Genomic DNA, 18384 nt, shown 5'->3' with positions numbered 1-18384 from the left:
GCTAGTGGGCCGCCATGATCTGCATCAGCTGCGTCGCCGAGTCGTGCGAGAGCACCCAACGGCCTTGGTCGACGAGCTGCAGCGGGATGGTCTGCGGAGCAGGCATCTTGGGGCCAGAGATGGTGACGTTGGCCAGCCCCTGACCCTCGCCGGTCTGCACGACGTTGATCACGTCGAAGTTGTAGGGCAGCTCGCCGTCGCGGTATGCCTTACGCAGCTCGCTGTCGAGCCCGTGGCCTTCGTGCTGGGTGATGCCGTTCTCGACCAGGTCGGCCTTCTCCTTGTAGCCGATGCCGGCGTCGCTGAGCCTGGTCAGCATCCCCGACACCTCACCGGTTGTGGGCAGCGGCACACCCGAGGGCGCCGGCGGTGCCGGAGCGGGCTCCAGCGGGACGGGTGCACCAGCCACGGAGTCCTGCGGTGCCGCCGGTTCTGCGGAGGCGACGCCTCCCCCGAACACCCCGGACACTCCGATCGCAGCCAGCGCCGCAGCGCTCAGCAGTAAAAGCCTGCCAGTCACGGTTCCCCCTTTTCAACGACGGATACCGGAGTCAGGCTACGCCCGTTCGGCCGCCATGGCATCACGAAGACTCTTGGGCCGCAGGTCGTTCCAGTGCTGCTCGACGTACTCCAGACAGGCCGCACGGTCGGCGCCCTGTTCACCCCCGTAGACCACTCGCCACCCGGCGGGAACATTGGCGAACGTCGGCCACAGGCTGTACTGCTCCTCGTCATTGGCCAGCACGTAGAAGCTGCCGCTTTCGTCGTCAAAGGGATTGGTGCTCATCGGATCTCCTCGGTATCGGTGGCGCAGCAGAAAGGTGGGCGCCCAGCACCCGGTCGGACAGCAGTCCCAAGCAGCTCAGGTTCGGAAAGCCGGGTCCCTGGGTGAGACCTGCCAAGTTGGGTAGAAAAAGCTTCGGGGTCACGTCCGCGACCGCCAAGTCATGCCCGATCGCCTCGGCCAGCCGGTCGCCGGAAAGCGGCCCGCCCAGGCCCAGCTCGAGCAGATCCAAGGTGTCCTGGCCGAACAGCGACACGAACCACAGCGGGTCGGCACCGGAGCCGTCGATGACGAGGTCGAAACCGTGCACGGTCTCGAAGTTCTCACCGCCGCGGTTGGTGCTCAGCGTGAGTCGGATTCGGCCGTCGCGGGCCACCGCGTGCGCGACCCGGCCCCGCAGGTGGCGAATCCGGTCGTCGGCCAGCAGCGCATCCTGCACCCGGGCCGAGAACACGCCGCGGTCGGTGCGGGCCAACGCATCTCGCCGCTCTGCCAAGGTCAGCGCGGTCCAGTCGGTCGGATCGGAGAACAGGGCGTTCTCGAAGAACCCCTCCCCCCGGGTGAACAGAGTCACCTGTGGGGAGATCACGGTGATCGTTGAAACCCGGTGCCGGAAAAGCTCATTGAGCATCGATGCCGCGGTCTCGCCGCCGCCGATGACGGCGACGCGCTCGGCGCTGATCCGGTCGGCCGCAGCCCGGTGCCAGAACTGCGCGATGGAGAGCACCAGTGGGTTGCCGGGCAGGATCGACTTCTCGGCTTGCCCCGGGCCGGTGATCATCACCGCGTCTGCGGCGACTTTGGTTTCGCGGGTGTGCAGCACCCAACCGGCGCCGTCCACTCCCAGCCGCTCTACCTCGCCGGGAATCACGTTGAGTTGCACCGCCTGGGCCACCCAGCGCAGGTACTGACTCCACCGCAGATGGGTGGGGGCGGGCCGGCCACGGTCGACCCATTCGGCGAACTGGCCGGTGGCGATCAGATAGGACTGCCAGCCATAGCGGGTCATACGCTCGTCGAGTTCGGCGTTGCGGCCGGCCACCAATGCCGAGCGGTACGGGAAGCCGACGTCCTTCTCCGGGCTGGTGCCCAGCCGGTGCGCACCATCGGTCCAGCCGCCGGAGGCGCGCCAGTTGGCGGCGACCTCGGTGCGTTCGACGGCGACCACATCCGGTGCGGCGACGCCCATCTCGCGCAATGCCGCGGCCTTCGCGGCCACCGCGACCGCCTTGGCTCCGGCGCCCACCACCGCAAGTGTGCTCATCGCAGTTCCTCCACCAGGTCGCGCAGGCTGTCGGCGAACAGCTCTTGCAGTGCCGTGATCTCGGCGTCGCCGAGAATATCGGGCAACGTGCGCCACTGGGTCATCAGCGCCTGTCCCGCCCCAAGGTCGGCCACCGCGGCGAAGATGCTCAGCTCGTGGCGTACCGCCTGACCGGGTTCGGGCACCGACGGCAGCCCGGCGATCAGGTCGGGGGCCACGGCCGGTCCGCCACCGGCCCGGTCGACTCGGCCCAGGTAGTTCAGCAGCACCTGCGGCCCCGGCTGAGCCGCCAGCCGCTCGGCGGTGTCGGCACGCAGGTAGGCCAACAGCCCGTAGTCGATTCCACCGCCCGGGATGTCGGCCAGTGCGCGCGCCACCCCGTCCGGGTCGGCCTGAACCACCCGCAGCGGATAAATGGCGGACAACAGACCGGCGATGTCGGCGGTGTCGACGCCGGTCACGACCTCCTCGGCGCGCCCATGGGTCTCCAGGCCCAGCAGCGGTGTCGCACCGGTCTGCCCGCGGCGGGCCCGCCAGGCGGTGACCATCCGCGCGGCCGCCGCGACCAGGAGGTCATGCATCGGAACCGGCAAGGCCGACAGCGCGGCGGTGAGCTCCGGGTCGGCGACGGTCACCGACACGGTGAGATCACCGGCGCGATCACGCGTTGGGTCGACCCGCCGAGCACCCAGATCCGGGTCGGCGCCGGCCAGCTGATCGGCCCAGAAGTCCACCGTGTCCAGGCTCTGCGCACGCTCGTTCAGTGCGGCCGCCCAGCGCCGGTAGCCGCTGCGCTCCGGCAGCGGATCCGCCCCGGCCAGCGCGGCATGCAGTTCACCCAGGATCACCTGCCACGACACCGGGTCCAGTGCCACCACGTGCCCGCACAGCATCAGCACGCCCGCGCTGTCGGGCGCGCGCAGCCACACCGCGCGCAGCATGACTCCGTTCTCCGGATCCAGGCTCTCCAACAGTCGGGTGCCGTGCTCGGTGACCACCGAAAGGTCGACCGCCTCGACCATGACCTCGGTCAGGACATCGACGGGCTCGATCGGGTACAGCGTCAGCTCGGCCGGGTCGAGTCGGGCACGCAACAACGGGTGCGCGGTGACGATCGCGGCCAGGGCAGCCCGCAGCTGCTCCGGTTCGGTGTCGTCGGGCAGCCGAATCGCTTCGACCTGCCCCAACCGGCGCGGGTTGCCGTATTGGTAGAGCCAGCGGCCGGCCGGCAGCAGCGGAATCGGCCCGTCGACCGCCTGCGATCCGTCGCGCTGAGCCGCTTCGTCAGCTTCGGCCACTTCGCGGTCCAAGGCGGCAGCCACATCCCGAATCGTGTTGCAGCTCAAGATGGTCCGCGGACGCAACGGCAGGTTGCGCCGACGGGCTGCCCGCACCATCGCCAGCGCAACAATGCTGTCCAAACCCAGCTCGCGCAGATCGGTCTCGACACCCGGGGCGTCACCTTCCGCGCCCTCGGGGCCGGCGAACACCTCGGCGAGCAGCTCCACCAGGACCCGTTCGGTGTCGGTGGCCGCCTCTACCCCACCGCCGACGAACGGACCGGCCAGCGTCAGCAGTACCTCGGTGTCCAGTTTTCCGTTGGCGGTCAACGGCATCGATTCCACCGCGGTGATCCGGGCAGGTATCAGATAGGACGGCAGCCGGGTGCCGATCTCGGCGCGTACCCGGGTGGTGTCCACGTGCGCGCCGGTGACGAAACCGGCCAGTTGGGTTCCGGTCGGCCCCTGCACGGGTAGGACCGCCGCGGCAGTCACCCCGGTCGCGGCGGCCAGCGCCGCCTCGACTTCGGCGATCTCGACCCGGTAGCCGCGCACCTTGACCTGGTCGTCGGCGCGGCCGAGGTAGACCAGCCGGCCATCGGTCCGGCGCCGGACCAGGTCCCCGGTGCGATACATCCGGCCGCCGGTGCGGAACGGGTCGGCGATGTAGCGGGCCGCGGTCGCCCCGGCGCGGCCCAGATAGCCGCGGGTGACCTGCGCTCCAGCCAGGTACAGCTCGCCGGCCACTCCATCGGGCACTTCACGCAGCGCAGAGTCCAGTACGTGGGCGCTCATGCCGCGCACCGCTTCTCCGATCACCGGGACATCGGTATCGGCGACGTCGGCGACGACGGCTTCCACCGTGGTCTCGGTGGGTCCGTAGCAGTTGTGAACCGCCGTCGAGGGCGCCGCACGCAGTCGCGCCCAGGTGTGCGGGGCGATCGCCTCGCCGCCGAGCGCCAGCACAGTCAGGCGGTGATCGGAGGCGGCATCAAGCAGGCCGGCGTCGAACAGTTGGGTGAACATCGACGGTGAGGTGTCGATCATGTCCAGTCGGTGCCGCCGAATGCCGTCGATGATCGCCTCGGCGTCACGCATCTCGTCGGCGGAGAACAGGTGCACGCACTGACCACCCAGCAGGCCGACCAGCGGCTGCCAGCTCGCGTCGAAACTCAGTGACCAGGCGTGCGCGACGCGCAGGGGCCGGCCCAGACGCGCCACGGCGGGCGCGTACATACGTTGCTGGTGGTCGGCGAAGTACGACGCCAGCGCGCGGTGAGTGCCGACGACACCCTTGGGTTCTCCGGTGGATCCGGAGGTGAAGATCACGTAGGCGGCCGAGTCGGGGTGGATCGCAGTCGAAGTCGCGATCTGCACCGCATCTTCGGCACGCAACTCGTCTAGCAGGTCGACAGTCAATGTCATCTTCGGGCCGGCTTGGCGCAGAATCGATTCGATGCGCACCTTCGGCAGGTTGATGTCGACGGGAACGTACGCCGCACCGGCCTGCAGCACCGCCAGGATCGCGATGACCGAATCCAGCGAGCGTGGCAGCGCAATCGCGACCCGGTCCTCGGGGCCGATCCCGCGTCCGGCCAACGCCCGCGCCAGCGCGGCGGATTCGGCCGCCAGTTCGGCGTAGGTCAGGCTCCGGTCCTCGCCGGTGAGCGCCGGGCTGTCCGGATGCGCTGCGGCGGCCGCGGCGAACAGCGCGGGCACCGAGGTGGCCGGACTTATGCGGCTTATGCGGCGGTCCACCGGATCGGTGATGCGGGCCCGCTCGAGCGGCAGCAGCACGTCCAGGTCGGCGACGCGGGGCCGCGCCGGGTCGGGAAGCTGGCGCAGCACCTGCAACAACCGCTGCCCCAGATCCGGAACCGACAACTCCCCCAGCGCATCTGGGATCGCCTCGAGCAGCACGGTGAGCCGGCCGTCGCGGGGCGGGTAGCTGACCAGCGTCAGCGGGTAGTGCGTGAGGCTTTCCACCGTCACCGGGATGAAGCGCACCCCATCGTCAGTGGTGACCCCGGCCGTCGCCGAGCCGATGGGAGCATTCTCGAAAACCAGCAAGGTGTCGAACACCGCCTTGCTGCTGGCCCGCTGCACCGTCGACAGACTCAGGTATCCCAGGTCGCGCATTGCCGCGGTATCGCGTTGCAGCGCCTGACAGGTCGCGACCACCTCGGCGCGCGGCGGCGTCGACGCGGCCACCGGGACGGTGTTGATGAACAGGCCGACCATGGTCTCGACGCCGGTGAGCTGTTGGGGACGGCCCGACACCACCGCGCCGAACGCCGTGTCGGTCCGGTCGGTGAGGCGGCCGAGCAGCACCGCCCAGGCGAACTGCAGCACTGTGTTCAGTGTCAAGCCGTGCCGACGGGCCCATGCGGTCAGGCGCGCGGTGTCCTCGCTGTCCAGCGCGACCTCGTGGGTCTGCGGGACTGCGCTGCCCACCGCGGCGCGCTCTCCGCCGGCCAGCATGGTCGGGGCGCTCAACGGGGCCAGGTACTCGCGCCACTGTTGTGTCGCGGCGGCAGTGTCTTGGCTTGTCAGCCAGCCGATGTAGTCGCGGTAGGGGCGCGGGGCGGGCAGCGGGTCGACTCCGCCGGCGCGGTAGATCGCCACCATTTCGTCGAAGAACACCGCCATCGACCACCCGTCGATCAGTAGGTGGTGCACGGTGAGGATCAGGCGGTACTGCTCGGGGGCGGATTGGGCCAGCACGAAGCGCAGCAACGGTCCGCGGGCCAGGTCGAAGTTCGTGGTGCGTTCGATGCGCGCGATCTCATCGAATTCGCTTGGTGCAGCTTCGATCTCGCGCCACGGAAGAACCGCTGTTGCCGGGATGATCTGCACCGGGTGCGGCAGGTCGACGTCCCAGAAGGACGCCCGCAGATTCGCATGCCGGGCCAGCATCGCCTCGGCACTGCGGCGCAACAGCCCGGGGTCGACGACGCCGACGATATCGATGACGAACTGCACGGTATAAACGTCGATACCGTCGCGCCCGCCCCCGTCATCGGTGGCGAGTTTGGCCAGCGAGAACAATCCCTGCTGCAGCGGGGAGAGTGCCAGCACGTCCTCGATCGCCGGGGCAACCCTCTGGGAGGTCTCGGTCACGGCGAATCACCCCATGCCGCGGTCAGATCGGCCAGTGCATCGCTGCTCAGACCCGAGACGCTCATCGGCTCAAACGCCGTGTCGGCGGCTTCCGGTGTGCCACCGGCCGCGGCCGCAGCGTCGACAGCGGCGGCCAATTCGGCGAAGGTCGGGTGCTCGAAGATCATCCGCGGGTCGACGTCCAGCCCCGCCGCACGCGCCCGTGCGGCCAGCTGCACCGACAGGATGCTGTCGCCACCGAGTTCGAAGAAGCCGTCGCTGCGCCCGATTGCCGCCACACCCAACAATTCGGCGCAGATTCCGACCAGGGTCTGTTCGGTGGCGGTGACCGGTGGGTCCGATTCCCCGCGGGTGGCCACCGCCGGCTGCGGCAGCGCGGGCCGGTTCAGCTTCCCGGAGTCTGTCAACGGCATGGCGTCGAGCACCGTCAACGATGACGGGACCATGTAGCCCGGCAGCGTCGCGGCCACGGCCGTACGCACCGAAGCGATGAACTCCGCCGCGTCGGCGACCGGGGCCGCAGGCACCAAGTAGCCGGCCAGCGTCGTGACACCGCGCTGCTCCCAGGTACGAGCAGCGGCCGTCGCCACTCCCGGTGCGCCACGCAACGCGGCCTCGACCTCGGCAAGCTCCACCCGGAAGCCACGCACCTTGACCTGGTGGTCGGTGCGGCCAACAAACTCCAACACACCGTCGACGGTCCAGCGCGCCCGGTCGCCACTGCGGTAGAGCCGGTCGCCGGGCGTCTTGGAGAAGGGGTTGGCGACGAAGCGGGTCGAGGTCAGGCCCGGCCGCTTCCAGTAGCCGCGGACGATCTGCGGGCCCGCGTAGTAGACCTCGCCGACCACCCCGGGCGGCACCGGCTGCAACGCGTCGTCGAGGAGGTAGGCCTGCGATCCGGGTGTGGGACGGCCCAGTTTCGGTGTGGGCGGCTCCAGTTCCCCGCGCACCACTGCACCCGAGGTTTCGGTGGCACCGAAGTTGTTGAGCAGTTGAGCATCCGGGTCGAGCGCCCCGCCGAGCCGGGCCAGCAGGTCCGCCGAGACGGGCTCGCCGCTGCACACCAGGCGGCTCAGACCGCGCACGGCCTCGGGTGCAGAGTCGACCAGCACCGAGATCAGGCTCGCCACCGCGGTCACCTGCGCCACCCGCTCGTCCACGATCAGCCGTGCCAGTGCCTCGGGATTACGGAATTCGTTGTCGTCGGCCAGAATCAGCGTCGCCCCGGCAGCCAGCCCGGCCAGCATCTCCATGCCGCCTTCCAGGAACGTCATCGACGACTGGGCCAGCCGGATGTCCTCACCACTGACCGGATAGTGGGCGATCTGCCAGTTCAGGCGTGCGCTCATCGACCGGTGGGTGCCGAGCACGCCCTTGGGCATACCGGTAGAGCCGGAGGTGAACACCAGGTACATCGGGTCATCGGGGTGCGGCACCGGAAGGCCCAGCCCGACAGTGCCTTTGGCCAGCTCCTCCTGCACGTCGGCGTCATCCAGGCACAGCAGCGTGACACCGTCGCTGGCCGGAATCGCATCCCGGGTGCCGTCGCTGACCAGGACCACCTTGGGCGCGACGTCGTCGATCATGAACTCGAGACGCTGGCGCGGATAGCTCGGGTCCAGCGGGAAATAGCCGGCGCCGGCCTTCATGATGCCGACCAGCGCCACCGGCAGATCCAGGTCGCGGCGCACCGAAAGACCCACCAGGGTTCCGGGTTCCACGCCGGCGGCGATCAACAGCTCAGCAAGCCGATCGGAGCGGGAATGCAGCTGCGGATAGGTGAGCTCGGCTCCGGCGCATCGCACGGCGACGCCGTCGAAGCTGCGGCTGGGCGCCAGCACGTCGGCGATGGTTTGCGGATCTCCCGCGGGAATCTCGGCACCGCGGCTCCACTGGTGCAGGATGCGCTCGCGTTGCTCATCGTCGACCAGGCTGATGTCGCGCAGCGCCCGTCCCGGATCGCCTGCCATGGTCGCCAGCACCCGGCCCAGCCAGTCGGCCAGTCGCTGCACGGTGGCACGCTCGTAGAGGTCGGTGCGGTAGATCAGATGTCCGTCGTAGCCTTCCCCATCGGAGTCCGCTGTGGTGAACAGATTCACCGACAGGTCGGCGTGGGCGATGTCGAATGTGGGCATCACGGTGCGGAAGACCAGATCGCCTTCAACGTCGTTGCGCCCGCTATCGATGACGTGGGTGACGTCGGCTGCCTCGCGGACGTGGACCACCACCTGGAACAGCGGGTTACGCGACAGCGTGCGGACCGGGTTAAGCGCCTCCACCAGCCGGTCGAACGGCAGGTCGGCATGCGCGTAGGCGCCCAGCGCGGTTTCCCGCGCCCGGGTCACCACCTCGCGCAGTGTCGGGTTGCCGGACAACTGGTTTCGCAGCACCACGATGTTGACGAAGAACCCGACCAGGTTGTCCAGTGCGTTGTCGGTGCGCCCGGCGATCGGCACCCCGAGCGGGATGTCGTCACCGCTGCCGGCCAGATGCAGCAGCACCGCGACCGCGGACTGGACCACCATGAACTCGGTGGCGCCGGTCTCGCGGGCCAATGCCGCCAACCCTGCTCGTACTTGCGGTGGGACGGTGAATGCGACCGAGTCGCCGGAGCCGTTGGCGGTGGCGGGCCGCGGAAAGTCGGGCCGCGGCCCGGTGTCGTCGGCCATGCCGGCCAGTTGCTCGATCCAGTAGCGGCGTTGCGCCTCGATCAGACCGGACTCGTCACGCAGCAGTTCGCCCTGCCAGTGCGCGAAGTCCGCGTACTGCAACGCCGGCGGCTCCCATCCCGGCGCGGAGCCGGCGGCGCGGGACCGGTAGGCGATCAGCAGGTCGGTGAAGAGCACCTCGACCGACCAATGGTCGGCGGCGATGTGGTGCACCACCAGGGACAGCACCCGTTCGTTGCCGGGCAGGTGCAGCAGTGCCGCCCGAATCGGCCAATCCCGTTCCAGGTCGAACGCGGTGCCGCGCTGCTCGTCGAGTCGGGCTCGCGTCCATGCCGCGACGGCAGCCGGATCGGTTTCGGGACACTGCAGTTCGGTCACCGGTACCGCTGCGGGGGCGTTGATGACCTGATGCGGCAGACCGTCGATCTCACGGAACGTGGTGCGCAGACTGTCGTGGCGGGCCACCATGTCACCGATCGCCGCGGTCAGCGCGGCTGTGTCGCAGGGGCCGGTCAGCCGGGCCGACAGCGGAATGTTGTCGCCGGTGGCACTGGGGTCCAGTCGGTAGGCGAACCAGGTCCGCAGCTGCGACGCCGAGACCGGGAGATCACCGGAGCGCGGTACCGCGACCAGCGGCGGTCGCCCGGCCCCGTTCTCGCCCGGCTGTGCGGTCGGGGCCCGGTCGATCGCGGCGGCCAGTCGGGCCACCGTACTGGCCTCGAAGATCTCCCGGATACCGATCTCCACCTCGCAGCGAGCGCGGATCGCCGCGACCAGTTTGGTGGCCAGCAGCGAGTGGCCGCCGAGGTCGAAGAACGAGTCGTCGGCGCCCACCTTGTCGCGGGAGAGCAGTTGGGCGAACAGTTGCGCCACCACGTGTTCGGTGTCGGTCTGCGGCTCCCGGTAGGGCGTACTCTCGATTGGCTGCGGGTCGGGCAGCGCGGCCCGGTCGATCTTGCCGTGCGCGGTGATCGGGATGTCGTCGACCACCACGTAGGCCGCCGGCGCCATATATTCCGGCAACGCCGCGGCCACTCGGGCCCGGATCCGCGGGATCTCGACGGTGTCTTCGCCGGCGCCCGGGCCGGCCGGGGTCAGGTAGGCGACCAGGCTGCGGCCCAACCCCGGAAGGTCCGAAACCACGACCACGCACTGGCCGACGCTGGGGTCCACCGAGATGGCCGAAGCCACCTCGCCGAGTTCGATCCGGAAGCCCCGGACCTTGACCTGGTCGTCGGCGCGGCCGATGAATTCCAGGTCGCCGGCAGCGTTGCGGCGGGCCAGATCACCGGTGCGGTACAGCCGCTGGCCGGGCGTCCACGGGTCGGCGACGAATCGCTCGGCGGTCAGGCCGGGACGGTCGAAGTAGCCGCGGGCCACATGCGTTCCGCCGATGTAGATCTCGCCGATCACCCCGACCGGCACCGGCTGCAGCGCATCGTCGAGTAGCCACATGGTGGTGTTGATGTTCGGGCTGCCGATCGGCACGATCCGGTTGCCCTGCGGGCCTTCCACCTTGTGTCGAGACGAGTTCACCACGGTCTCGGTGGGGCCGTAGAAGTTGTGCAGCAGGGCGTCGAAGGTGGCGTGGAACTTGTCCGCGAGTTCACCCGGCAGCGGTTCGCCACCGATCGGGATGCGCCGCAGGGTGCGCCACTGGTTCACGCCGGGCAGCGACAGGAACAGGCCCAGCAGCGACGGCACGAAGTGCATGGCCGTGACGCCTTCGCGCTGCAGCAGATCGGTCAGGTAGCCGATGTCGCGGAGTCCGTCCGGGCGCGGAATCACCAGCCGGGCACCGTTTCCCAGGGTGCCGAACAGTTCGCCGATCGACACGTCGAAGCTCGGCGAGGCGACCTGCAGCAGAACGTCGGTGTCGTCGATGCCGTATTCGCCGCCGAACCAGACCAGGTACTCGGTGATCGGGGCGTGGGATACCTCGACGCCCTTGGGCAATCCGGTCGAGCCCGAGGTGTAGATGAGGTAGGCGAGGTTCTCCGAACGCAGCGGGCGCACCCGGTCGGCGTCCGTCGGGTCGGTGTCAGGCCGGCCGGCCAGCTCGTCGTCGGTCAGCGGTTCCCGCAATACGATCGACGGCCGGGCGTCACCGAGGATGAATTCGATGCGGTCCGGCGGGTATTCGGGGTCGACGGGAACGTAGGCAGCGCCGGCTTTGGCGATGCCCAGGGCGGTCACGACCAGCTCCGTCGAGCGGCCGAACAGCACCGCGACCTTGTCCTCGGTGCCGATGCCCGCCGCGATCAGGTGGTGTGCGATCCGGTTGGCGCGTGCGTTGATCTCGGCGTAGCTGTACCGGCCGTGGTCGTCGACGACGGCGATGGCGTTCGGGGTGGCCGCGGCCCGGTCGGCCACCAGCGAGCCCAGGGTGGCCGGCGCCTCTGCGGGCGGGGCGAAGTCGGGTCCGCGGGAGACCGCGTCCAGCCAGGCCCGGTCGTCAGCGCCGAGCATGTCCAGCTCGCCGACGGTCTTGTCAGGCTGTGCCACGGCGGCCGTCAGTAGCTGCACCAGATGGCGCAGCAACTGCTCGACCAATGCCTCATCGAGCACGTCGTGCAGGTATTCGGCCTCGATCAGCGCGCCGTCAGCACCGGCCTCCACCATGATTCCCAGCGGCAGCTGGGCGATCTTGCCGCGGTAATCGGCTCGGCTGCAGGTGATCCCGTCCGGCTGGAAGCCGCCCCCCTGCGTCGAGCGGAAACCGAAGCTGAGCCGGGTAAGTCGTTCCACTCCCCCGTGCCGGCGATCCGGGTTCAGTTCGCGCACCACCCGGTCCAGGTTGATGCCCTGGTGGCCGAAGGCCCCCAGGGCGGCGTCGCGGGTTTGGGCCAGCAGGTCGCTGAACCGGGCAGCAGCGTCAACCTTCGCGCGCAGCACCACGGTGTTGCCGAAGTAGCCAATGGCCCCTTCGGTACCGGCGGTGCGGTTGAGCACCGGTGAGGCGATGAGGAAGTCGTCGGTGGCGGTATAGCGGTGGATCAGGGCGGACAGCGCCGCGGCGATCACCATGTAGGGCGTGGCGCCGTTGCTGCGTGCCAGATCGGTGATGTCTGACATCAACTCCGCCGGCAGGGTACGGGTGCACAAGCCGGCGCGCAGCGTGCTGGGTATCGCCGAGCCGTGCGGGCCGGGCAGCTCCAGCGGATCCGGCGGGTCGGCCAGCAGGGTGCGCCAGTACTTCAGTTCGGCTTCGTGGCCGGAACCCGCCGCAGCGGCGGGGTGCGGTACCGGGGCGCGGGTGGCGAACTGGTCGGGGTCGGTATAGGCGGCCGTGAGGTCGGCGAAGAACACCGCCCAGGAGTCGTCGTCCCAGGCGATGTGGTGGGCCACCAACAGCAGGATGTGTTCGTCTGGTGCGACCCGGACCAGGGTGAGCCGCAGCGGGGCATCGGAGTCCAGCCGGAACGAGGTGCCGAATTCACGCTGGGCCAAGACTTCCAGGCGCAGCGCGCGGGCCTGTTCGGCGAGGTCGGACAGGTCGTGTGTGGCAAAGCCGGGCGTGACCTCGGCGATCACCGGGTGCGGTTCGCCCGCGTCGTCGACGGCATAGACGGTACGCAGCACCGGATGGCGCGCGGCCACCGCGGCCAGCGCGGCCTGCAGCCGGGCGCCGTCCAGCGGACCGGTGAGACGGTAGGAGACCGCGATGTTGGCCAGGGCGCCGTCCGGGTCGATCGCCTGCACGAACCACATGCGGCGCTGTCCGTCGCTCATGGTCAGCGGCCCAGACCCGTTGGCCGTCCCGGTCTGTGGCTCGGCAGATGCTGCGGCCAGCCCACGTTCAGCGAGACGGCGGCGCAGCAGCTCCAGCCGCAGCTCGTTGGCGTCGGTCGCCTGGTCGACGGTGTCACGCGGCGATTCCAGCTTCGCCTCTCCGTCGTCGAGCCTCGCTAAACCGCCGGTGTCATGCGGCGATTCCAGCTTCGCCTCTCCTTCGTCGAGCCTCGCTAAACCGCCGGTGTCATGCGGCGATTCCAGCTTCGCCTCTCCTTCGTCGAGCCTCGCTAAACCGCCGGTGTCAGTCATGGGTGAACACAGTCCTTTCCGTAACCGCGGCGGGCGCTGCGTCATCCGTCAGCGTCGCCGTCAGCTGGGCTCCGGTCATTCCAGCCAGCAGTGGACCGAGCGCCACGCGCAGGCCGGTGGCCCGCCCCAAGCGCTTGCGCAGGTCCAGTGCGAGAAGTGAATCCAGGCCGAGGTCGACCAGGGCCCGGTGCATGTCGATGTCGTCGGGGCCTTCCAGGCCGAGCACCGTCACCAGCTCGTCGGCCACCACCTCGCCGATCGGGCGATCGGCCTGCCCGTCCGCCGTCGCGGCGGTCAGGGAGGCATCGAACGGCGAGGGCACGCCCTGGCTGTCGAAGAACACCGCCAGTCGGTCGAAATCGGCGGCCAGGATCGCCGGGTCGTGCGACGCGGCAAGGAGTCCGGCGGTGATCGCGGCCTCCGGGGCCATCGGGGTGAGGCCGGTTCGGGCGATCCGGTCCTTCTCTTCGCCGCTGACCACGGCCACGCTGCGCCACAGTCCCCAGCGGATGGAGGTGGCGCCCAGGCCCTGTGCCCGCAGCTGTCCCACCAACGTGTCCGCCATCCGGTTGGCCGCCGCGTAGAGCCCGTGTCTCGAGCCACCCCACAGCGCCAGTACCGAAGAGCAGACCAACACGCGTGCATCGGCGTCCAGCGGCCAGTGCCGTGCCAGGTTGTCCAGTCCGATCACTTTGGCGCCGAACGCGTCCCGCACTGCCTCGGCCGTAATATTCGACGCGGCCACGGCCTCTGCCGACGCGGTATGCACCAGCAACCCAGCCGGTACCGGTCGATATTGCGCAATGACCGCCGCGACTGCAGCGTCATCGGTGATCTCGCAGCGGATCGCGGTGATGCGCGCCCCGGTACGCGCACGCAGCGCATCCAATTGCGGCGTCGTCTCATCGTTTGCCCCGCTGCGGCTGAGCAGGATGATGTCGCGGGCGCCGTGGTCGGCGCAGAACGCCGCGTAGGCCAATCCGATCGCGCCGGTTCCGCCGCTGATCACCACGGTCTCTGGGACCGTCGGCGCCGTTGCGGCGGTGGTGGACTCGACGAACCGGCGGGTTGCCAGGTTCCCGGCGCGCACCGCGACCTCGGTTTCGGTCAACTGGAGTGCGGCGCCAGCGGCTCGCAGGTCTGCGGCGGTGGGCTGCACCGGCAGGTCCAGGTGCGCGAACGTCTGATCGGGGTAGTCGAATCCGATGCTGCGGTGCAGCGCGGCCAGCGCGGCGCCACCGGGGCGCGGTGACGGATCGGCGTCGAGTTGCTCGGCGCCGCGGGTGACCAGCCATACCCGGCGGCAGTTCTGTCCGGGCTGAACAATGCTCTGGCTGGCCGCGTGACCGGCGAACTCGGTTGTTGCCGTGGTGATGTCGACCGCGTCGGCGAGCGGAGCCACCAGAACCAGGAACTCGGCGTCGGCGGGGCCGACCACTTCGGCGTCCAGTGCCGCCGCCAATTGCGCGGTCAGCTCAGCTGATTGCCCGGCATAGTCGACGACGGCCACCCGCGCGGGCCGCTGCTGCGGCTCAGTGACCGGCAGCCAGCTTTCCCTCATGACCACCGGCATCCGATGGCGCGGCACAGACGTCTCCGTGCCGGCCCACAGCCGGCTGGTGTGCATCGGTGCGTGCGGGAAATGCCGCAGCAGCGCAGGAGCATCCGGCGGGGCGAAATCTCGCCAGCGGTAGCCCGGGTCGGCAATCGCCGCGGCGGCGATGTTGGCTGCCAGCGCCTCACCGGCCGGCTGGTCACGGTCGGTACTGCCCAGCACCTGGGCGGCACCGACGGAGTCGCCGAGCGCCACCAGCAGAGTCGGGTGCGCCGACATCTCGATGAACGTGGTGACGCCGCGCGCCACCGCGGCGGCCGCGGCCAAGTCGAACCGGACCTGCCGGCGCAGATTGTCGAACCAGTAGTGCCGGAACGTTGCGGCGGGAGGGATCGGGCCGCCGTACACCGATCCGATGAATTCCACCGGGGCGCTGTGGAATTGCGCGTCGGGAAGCTGCCCGGTCAGCTGGTCTCGCAGCGGCTCCAGGGCGCTGGTGTGCGCCGGGTAGCGCACCGGCAGTTCGCGGGCGAACACGCCACGCCGGCCGGCGGCGTCCAGAATCTGCTGTATGGCCGGCCACTCGCCGGACACCACCACCGATTCGGGGCCGTTGACCACCGAGAGCTCCACCCAGCCAGGGGTGGCGGCGATGAGGTCGGCGGCGGCGTCGACGTTCAGCGCGATCATCGCCATGCCGAACCGGACCGGCGCGTTGGCGGCAAGCAGGTCGGTCAGTTGCGCCCGTGCGGCCACCACCGCCACGGCGGCGTCCAAGTCCACCACGCCGGCGGTGTAGGCGGCGGCCACCTCCCCGAGGCTGTGGCCGACGGTGATGTCGGGCAGCACGCCGAAATGCCGCCAGGTGGCGGCCAACGCCGCGGCGTGGGTGAATTGGGCAGCCTGGACCACCACGGGATCTGTGCGGCGGTCCCAGCTTCGGCTCTCCTGCGTCGAGCCTCGCTGAACCACCGGATCGGCGTCATCGGTGCCGCGCAGGTAGCTCAGCGGCGAGGCGTGACCGGCGCGCACGAAGGCCTCATGGCAGCGGTCCGCCTCGGCGCGGTACGCCGCGACGCCGAGCAGCTCGGCTCCCATACCGGGCCATTGATTCCCCTGGCCGGGGAATACGAAGGCGGTGCGCGCGGTCTCGGGCTGATGCGACCCAGCCACCAGCGGGTGTTCGACGCCGCGGTAGACGGCGTCGAGGCCGGCAATGAGCTCGGCGGTGTCGCGGGCGCGGATCACCGCGCGGTAGCGGCGCACCGGGCGGGTGGCCCGCAGGGTCTGGGCGACGGCCGCGACCCCGGCGGGGTGGGTCTGCAGGTAACGCGCCAGGCCGCCGGCCTCGGCGGCCACCAAGTCGCGGGCGTGTGCCGAGATCAGCACGGGGATCCGGCCGTCGGGCAAGGTGGTCGGGTGGTTGTTCAGCACGGGACGACCCCGGAAACGTCGTCCACCCCGACGATCAGATGCGCATTGGTGCCGCTCATCCCGAACGCCGACACCGAACCGATTCGGCGGCCGTCATTGGCCGGCCAGGTGGTGATGGTTTCGGCCAGGGTGATTCCGTGACCGTCCCAGTCGATGCCGTCGTGCCAGCCGTCGCGCACGTGCAGGGTTGGCGGGATCGCCTGATGCTCGGCGGCCAGCAGCACTTTGGTCAACCCGAGTGCCCCGGCCGCGGCCTGGGTATGCCCGATGTTGGATTTGACTGAGCCGAGCCGCGGTCCGACGCCGGCCGTCGTGTCGGTGCCGTAGACGCTGATCAGCGAGCGCAGCTCTACCGGGTCACCGACGCGGGTTCCGGTTCCGTGGCCCTCGATCATCCCGACCTGGCTGGGGTGCACGCCGGCGTCGGCCAGGGCGTGGCGGAACAGTCGCTGCTGGGCCGCTTCGCTGGGAGTGAGCAGGCCGGTGGTGTGACCGTCCTGGTTGAGCCGGCTGGCCATGATCTCGCCGTAGATGTGGCGGCGGTCGCGCAGCGCTGCTGATTTTCGTTGCAGCACAAAGATTCCAGCGCCTTCGGCCCACACCGTTCCGGTGGCGGCGGCACTGTAGGGCCGGCAATGGCCGTCGTCGGAGAGCGCGTGCTGCTTGGAGAACTCGACGAAGAAGCCGGGCGAGCCCATCACGCACACCCCGCCCGCGAGCGCCATATCCGTGTCACCGGTCTGAATCGCCTGCACCGCCAGGTGCAACGCGGACAGCGCGGACGAGCAGGAGGTGTCGACGGTGATCGCCGGGCCGGCCAGGCCCAGGGTGTAGGCGATCCGGCCGGAGATCACCGACAGTGCGGTGCCGGGCAGCAGGTGACCGCTGTGCGCGCTGAACTGCGCCATGTCCGGGCCATAGCCGGTGACCGACGCACCGAGGTACACGCCGACGTCATGGCCGGTGAGCTCGTCGGGATTGATGCCGGCATCTTCCAGGGCGCGCCAGGCCACCCGCAGTGCCACCCGCTGCTGCGGGTCCATCGCGACGGCCTCGCGTGGTGCGATACCGAAGAACCCGGGGTCGAATTCGGCGGCACCGGACAGGAATCCGCCCGCGTTGCAGATCGGCTTGAAGCCATCGCGATGCGACCCCTCGATGAGTTCGCGCACGGCCCAGTCGCGGTCTTCGGGGATGGTGCTCAGCGCCTCGCGCCCGTCGGCCAGTAGTGACCAGTACTGCTCGGCGGTGTCGATCCCACCGGGCGCCTCGACGCCGAGGCCGGTGATGACGACCGGGTCCTCGCGCCGATCATTCATCGGCGATGATCCGCTTCGCCAAGGTCTCGATGTGCTCGTAGTGATAGAAGTGCCCGCCGTCGTACAGCGACATCGACCAGGCGCCGGTGGTGTGGTCGGCCCAGCGTTCCAGCAGGTCGGCGCCGACCCGGTCATCGGAGCGCCCGCCCAGCACAGTGATGTCGGCGCGAATGGTGGCATCGGGTGCGCACTGGTAACGGTTGAAGGCCAGGTAGTCCGAGCGCACCGGGGTCAGCAGCAGGGTGAGGAACTCCTCATCGGCCAGGATTCGCGGGTCGGTGCCGCCCAGCTGGGTGAGTTCGGCGCGCAGGTCGGCATCTCCGGTGGGCACCTTGCGCAGCCCGGCCACCACGCCGGGCGCCGGGGCCGCCGAAGCCCACAGTCGTTGAATCTCGATGCCGCGCTCTTCGGCGAGCCGGGCGAACTCGAAGGCGACCAACGAGCCCATGCTGTGGCCGAACAGGCGCAGCGGTCCGAGCTGGCGCCAAGGCGCGGCGTCGAACAGGCTGCGGGCCAACTCCGGCAGGGTTTCGGCTGCCGGCTCACGGAAACGGTCGGCACGCTGCGGATACTGCATGACGTAGGTGTCGGCACCGGCGGCCAGGGCCAGCGCCAGCGGGCGGTAGTTGACCGCGGTTCCGCCGGCGTGCGGGAAGACCAGAGTGGGGGCGCCAGGGCCGGGAAAGCGGCCCATCCAGGATGGGAACTGCGCGACGGCCGAGGTGTCGTCGACGGCCATCCGATCCCCTCGCAAGTATTAGTAAAGGCTGCCCTAATTTCCCTGCGTTAGGTTACCCCTACCGGCGGCGGGCCGGAAATCCGGGCGCCTGTGAGCCGGTCCCAGCCCCTCCGCCGCGCCCAGCGTGCACTGAGCGCGGATTTTCTGCCGTTTCCTCGCACTGAGTGCACGTTCGG

General features: G+C 69.8%; 8 protein-coding genes. All 8 read right to left on the bottom strand.

Annotation, left to right across the window (positions count from 1 at the left end):
* Position 1 precedes the first annotated feature (1 nt).
* The 8 genes from MJO54_RS08585 to MJO54_RS08550 are packed head-to-tail and all read right to left on the bottom strand — an operon-like array spanning position 2 to position 18208.
* Positions 2–520: an MTB12 family secreted protein gene (locus MJO54_RS08585; protein WP_064888278.1), complete on the bottom strand. Its 519-nt coding sequence runs from the start codon at positions 518–520 to the stop codon at positions 2–4.
* A gap of 36 nt (positions 521–556) precedes the next feature.
* Positions 557–787, bottom strand: coding sequence for an MbtH family protein (locus tag MJO54_RS08580; RefSeq protein ID WP_046283878.1), 231 nt, complete (start codon positions 785–787; stop codon positions 557–559).
* Positions 768–2048, bottom strand: coding sequence for an NADPH-dependent L-lysine N(6)-monooxygenase MbtG (mbtG, locus tag MJO54_RS08575; protein WP_046283877.1), 1281 nt, complete (start codon positions 2046–2048; stop codon positions 768–770). Before mbtG ends, MJO54_RS08580 begins: the two co-directional genes overlap by 20 nt.
* Complete coding sequence (locus tag MJO54_RS08570; protein WP_046283876.1) at positions 2045–6448, bottom strand: non-ribosomal peptide synthetase; 4404 nt, start codon at positions 6446–6448, stop codon at positions 2045–2047. Before MJO54_RS08570 ends, mbtG begins: the two co-directional genes overlap by 4 nt.
* Positions 6445–13161, bottom strand: coding sequence for a non-ribosomal peptide synthetase (locus MJO54_RS08565; RefSeq protein WP_105295128.1), 6717 nt, complete (start codon positions 13159–13161; stop codon positions 6445–6447). Before MJO54_RS08565 ends, MJO54_RS08570 begins: the two co-directional genes overlap by 4 nt.
* Positions 13154–16150 carry an SDR family NAD(P)-dependent oxidoreductase gene (locus tag MJO54_RS08560; protein WP_105295129.1) on the bottom strand — a complete coding sequence of 999 codons (2997 nt, stop codon included), beginning with the start codon at positions 16148–16150 and terminating at the stop codon, positions 13154–13156. The genes MJO54_RS08565 and MJO54_RS08560 overlap by 8 nt, the downstream gene beginning before the upstream one ends.
* A complete protein-coding gene (locus MJO54_RS08555) occupies positions 16144–17469 on the bottom strand; it encodes a beta-ketoacyl [acyl carrier protein] synthase domain-containing protein (protein ID WP_046283711.1) in 1326 nt (441 codons plus the stop codon). Before MJO54_RS08555 ends, MJO54_RS08560 begins: the two co-directional genes overlap by 7 nt.
* Complete coding sequence (locus MJO54_RS08550; RefSeq protein ID WP_046283712.1) at positions 17462–18208, bottom strand: thioesterase II family protein; 747 nt, start codon at positions 18206–18208, stop codon at positions 17462–17464. Before MJO54_RS08550 ends, MJO54_RS08555 begins: the two co-directional genes overlap by 8 nt.
* Between the last annotated feature and the right edge of the window lie 176 nt (positions 18209–18384).

The sequence above is a fragment of the Mycolicibacter virginiensis genome (assembly GCF_022374935.2).
In the GTDB taxonomy this organism is placed as follows: domain Bacteria; phylum Actinomycetota; class Actinomycetes; order Mycobacteriales; family Mycobacteriaceae; genus Mycobacterium; species Mycobacterium virginiense.
Note: the sequence above shows the minus strand (reverse complement) of the source record. Positions and strands in the feature narration are given on the sequence as shown.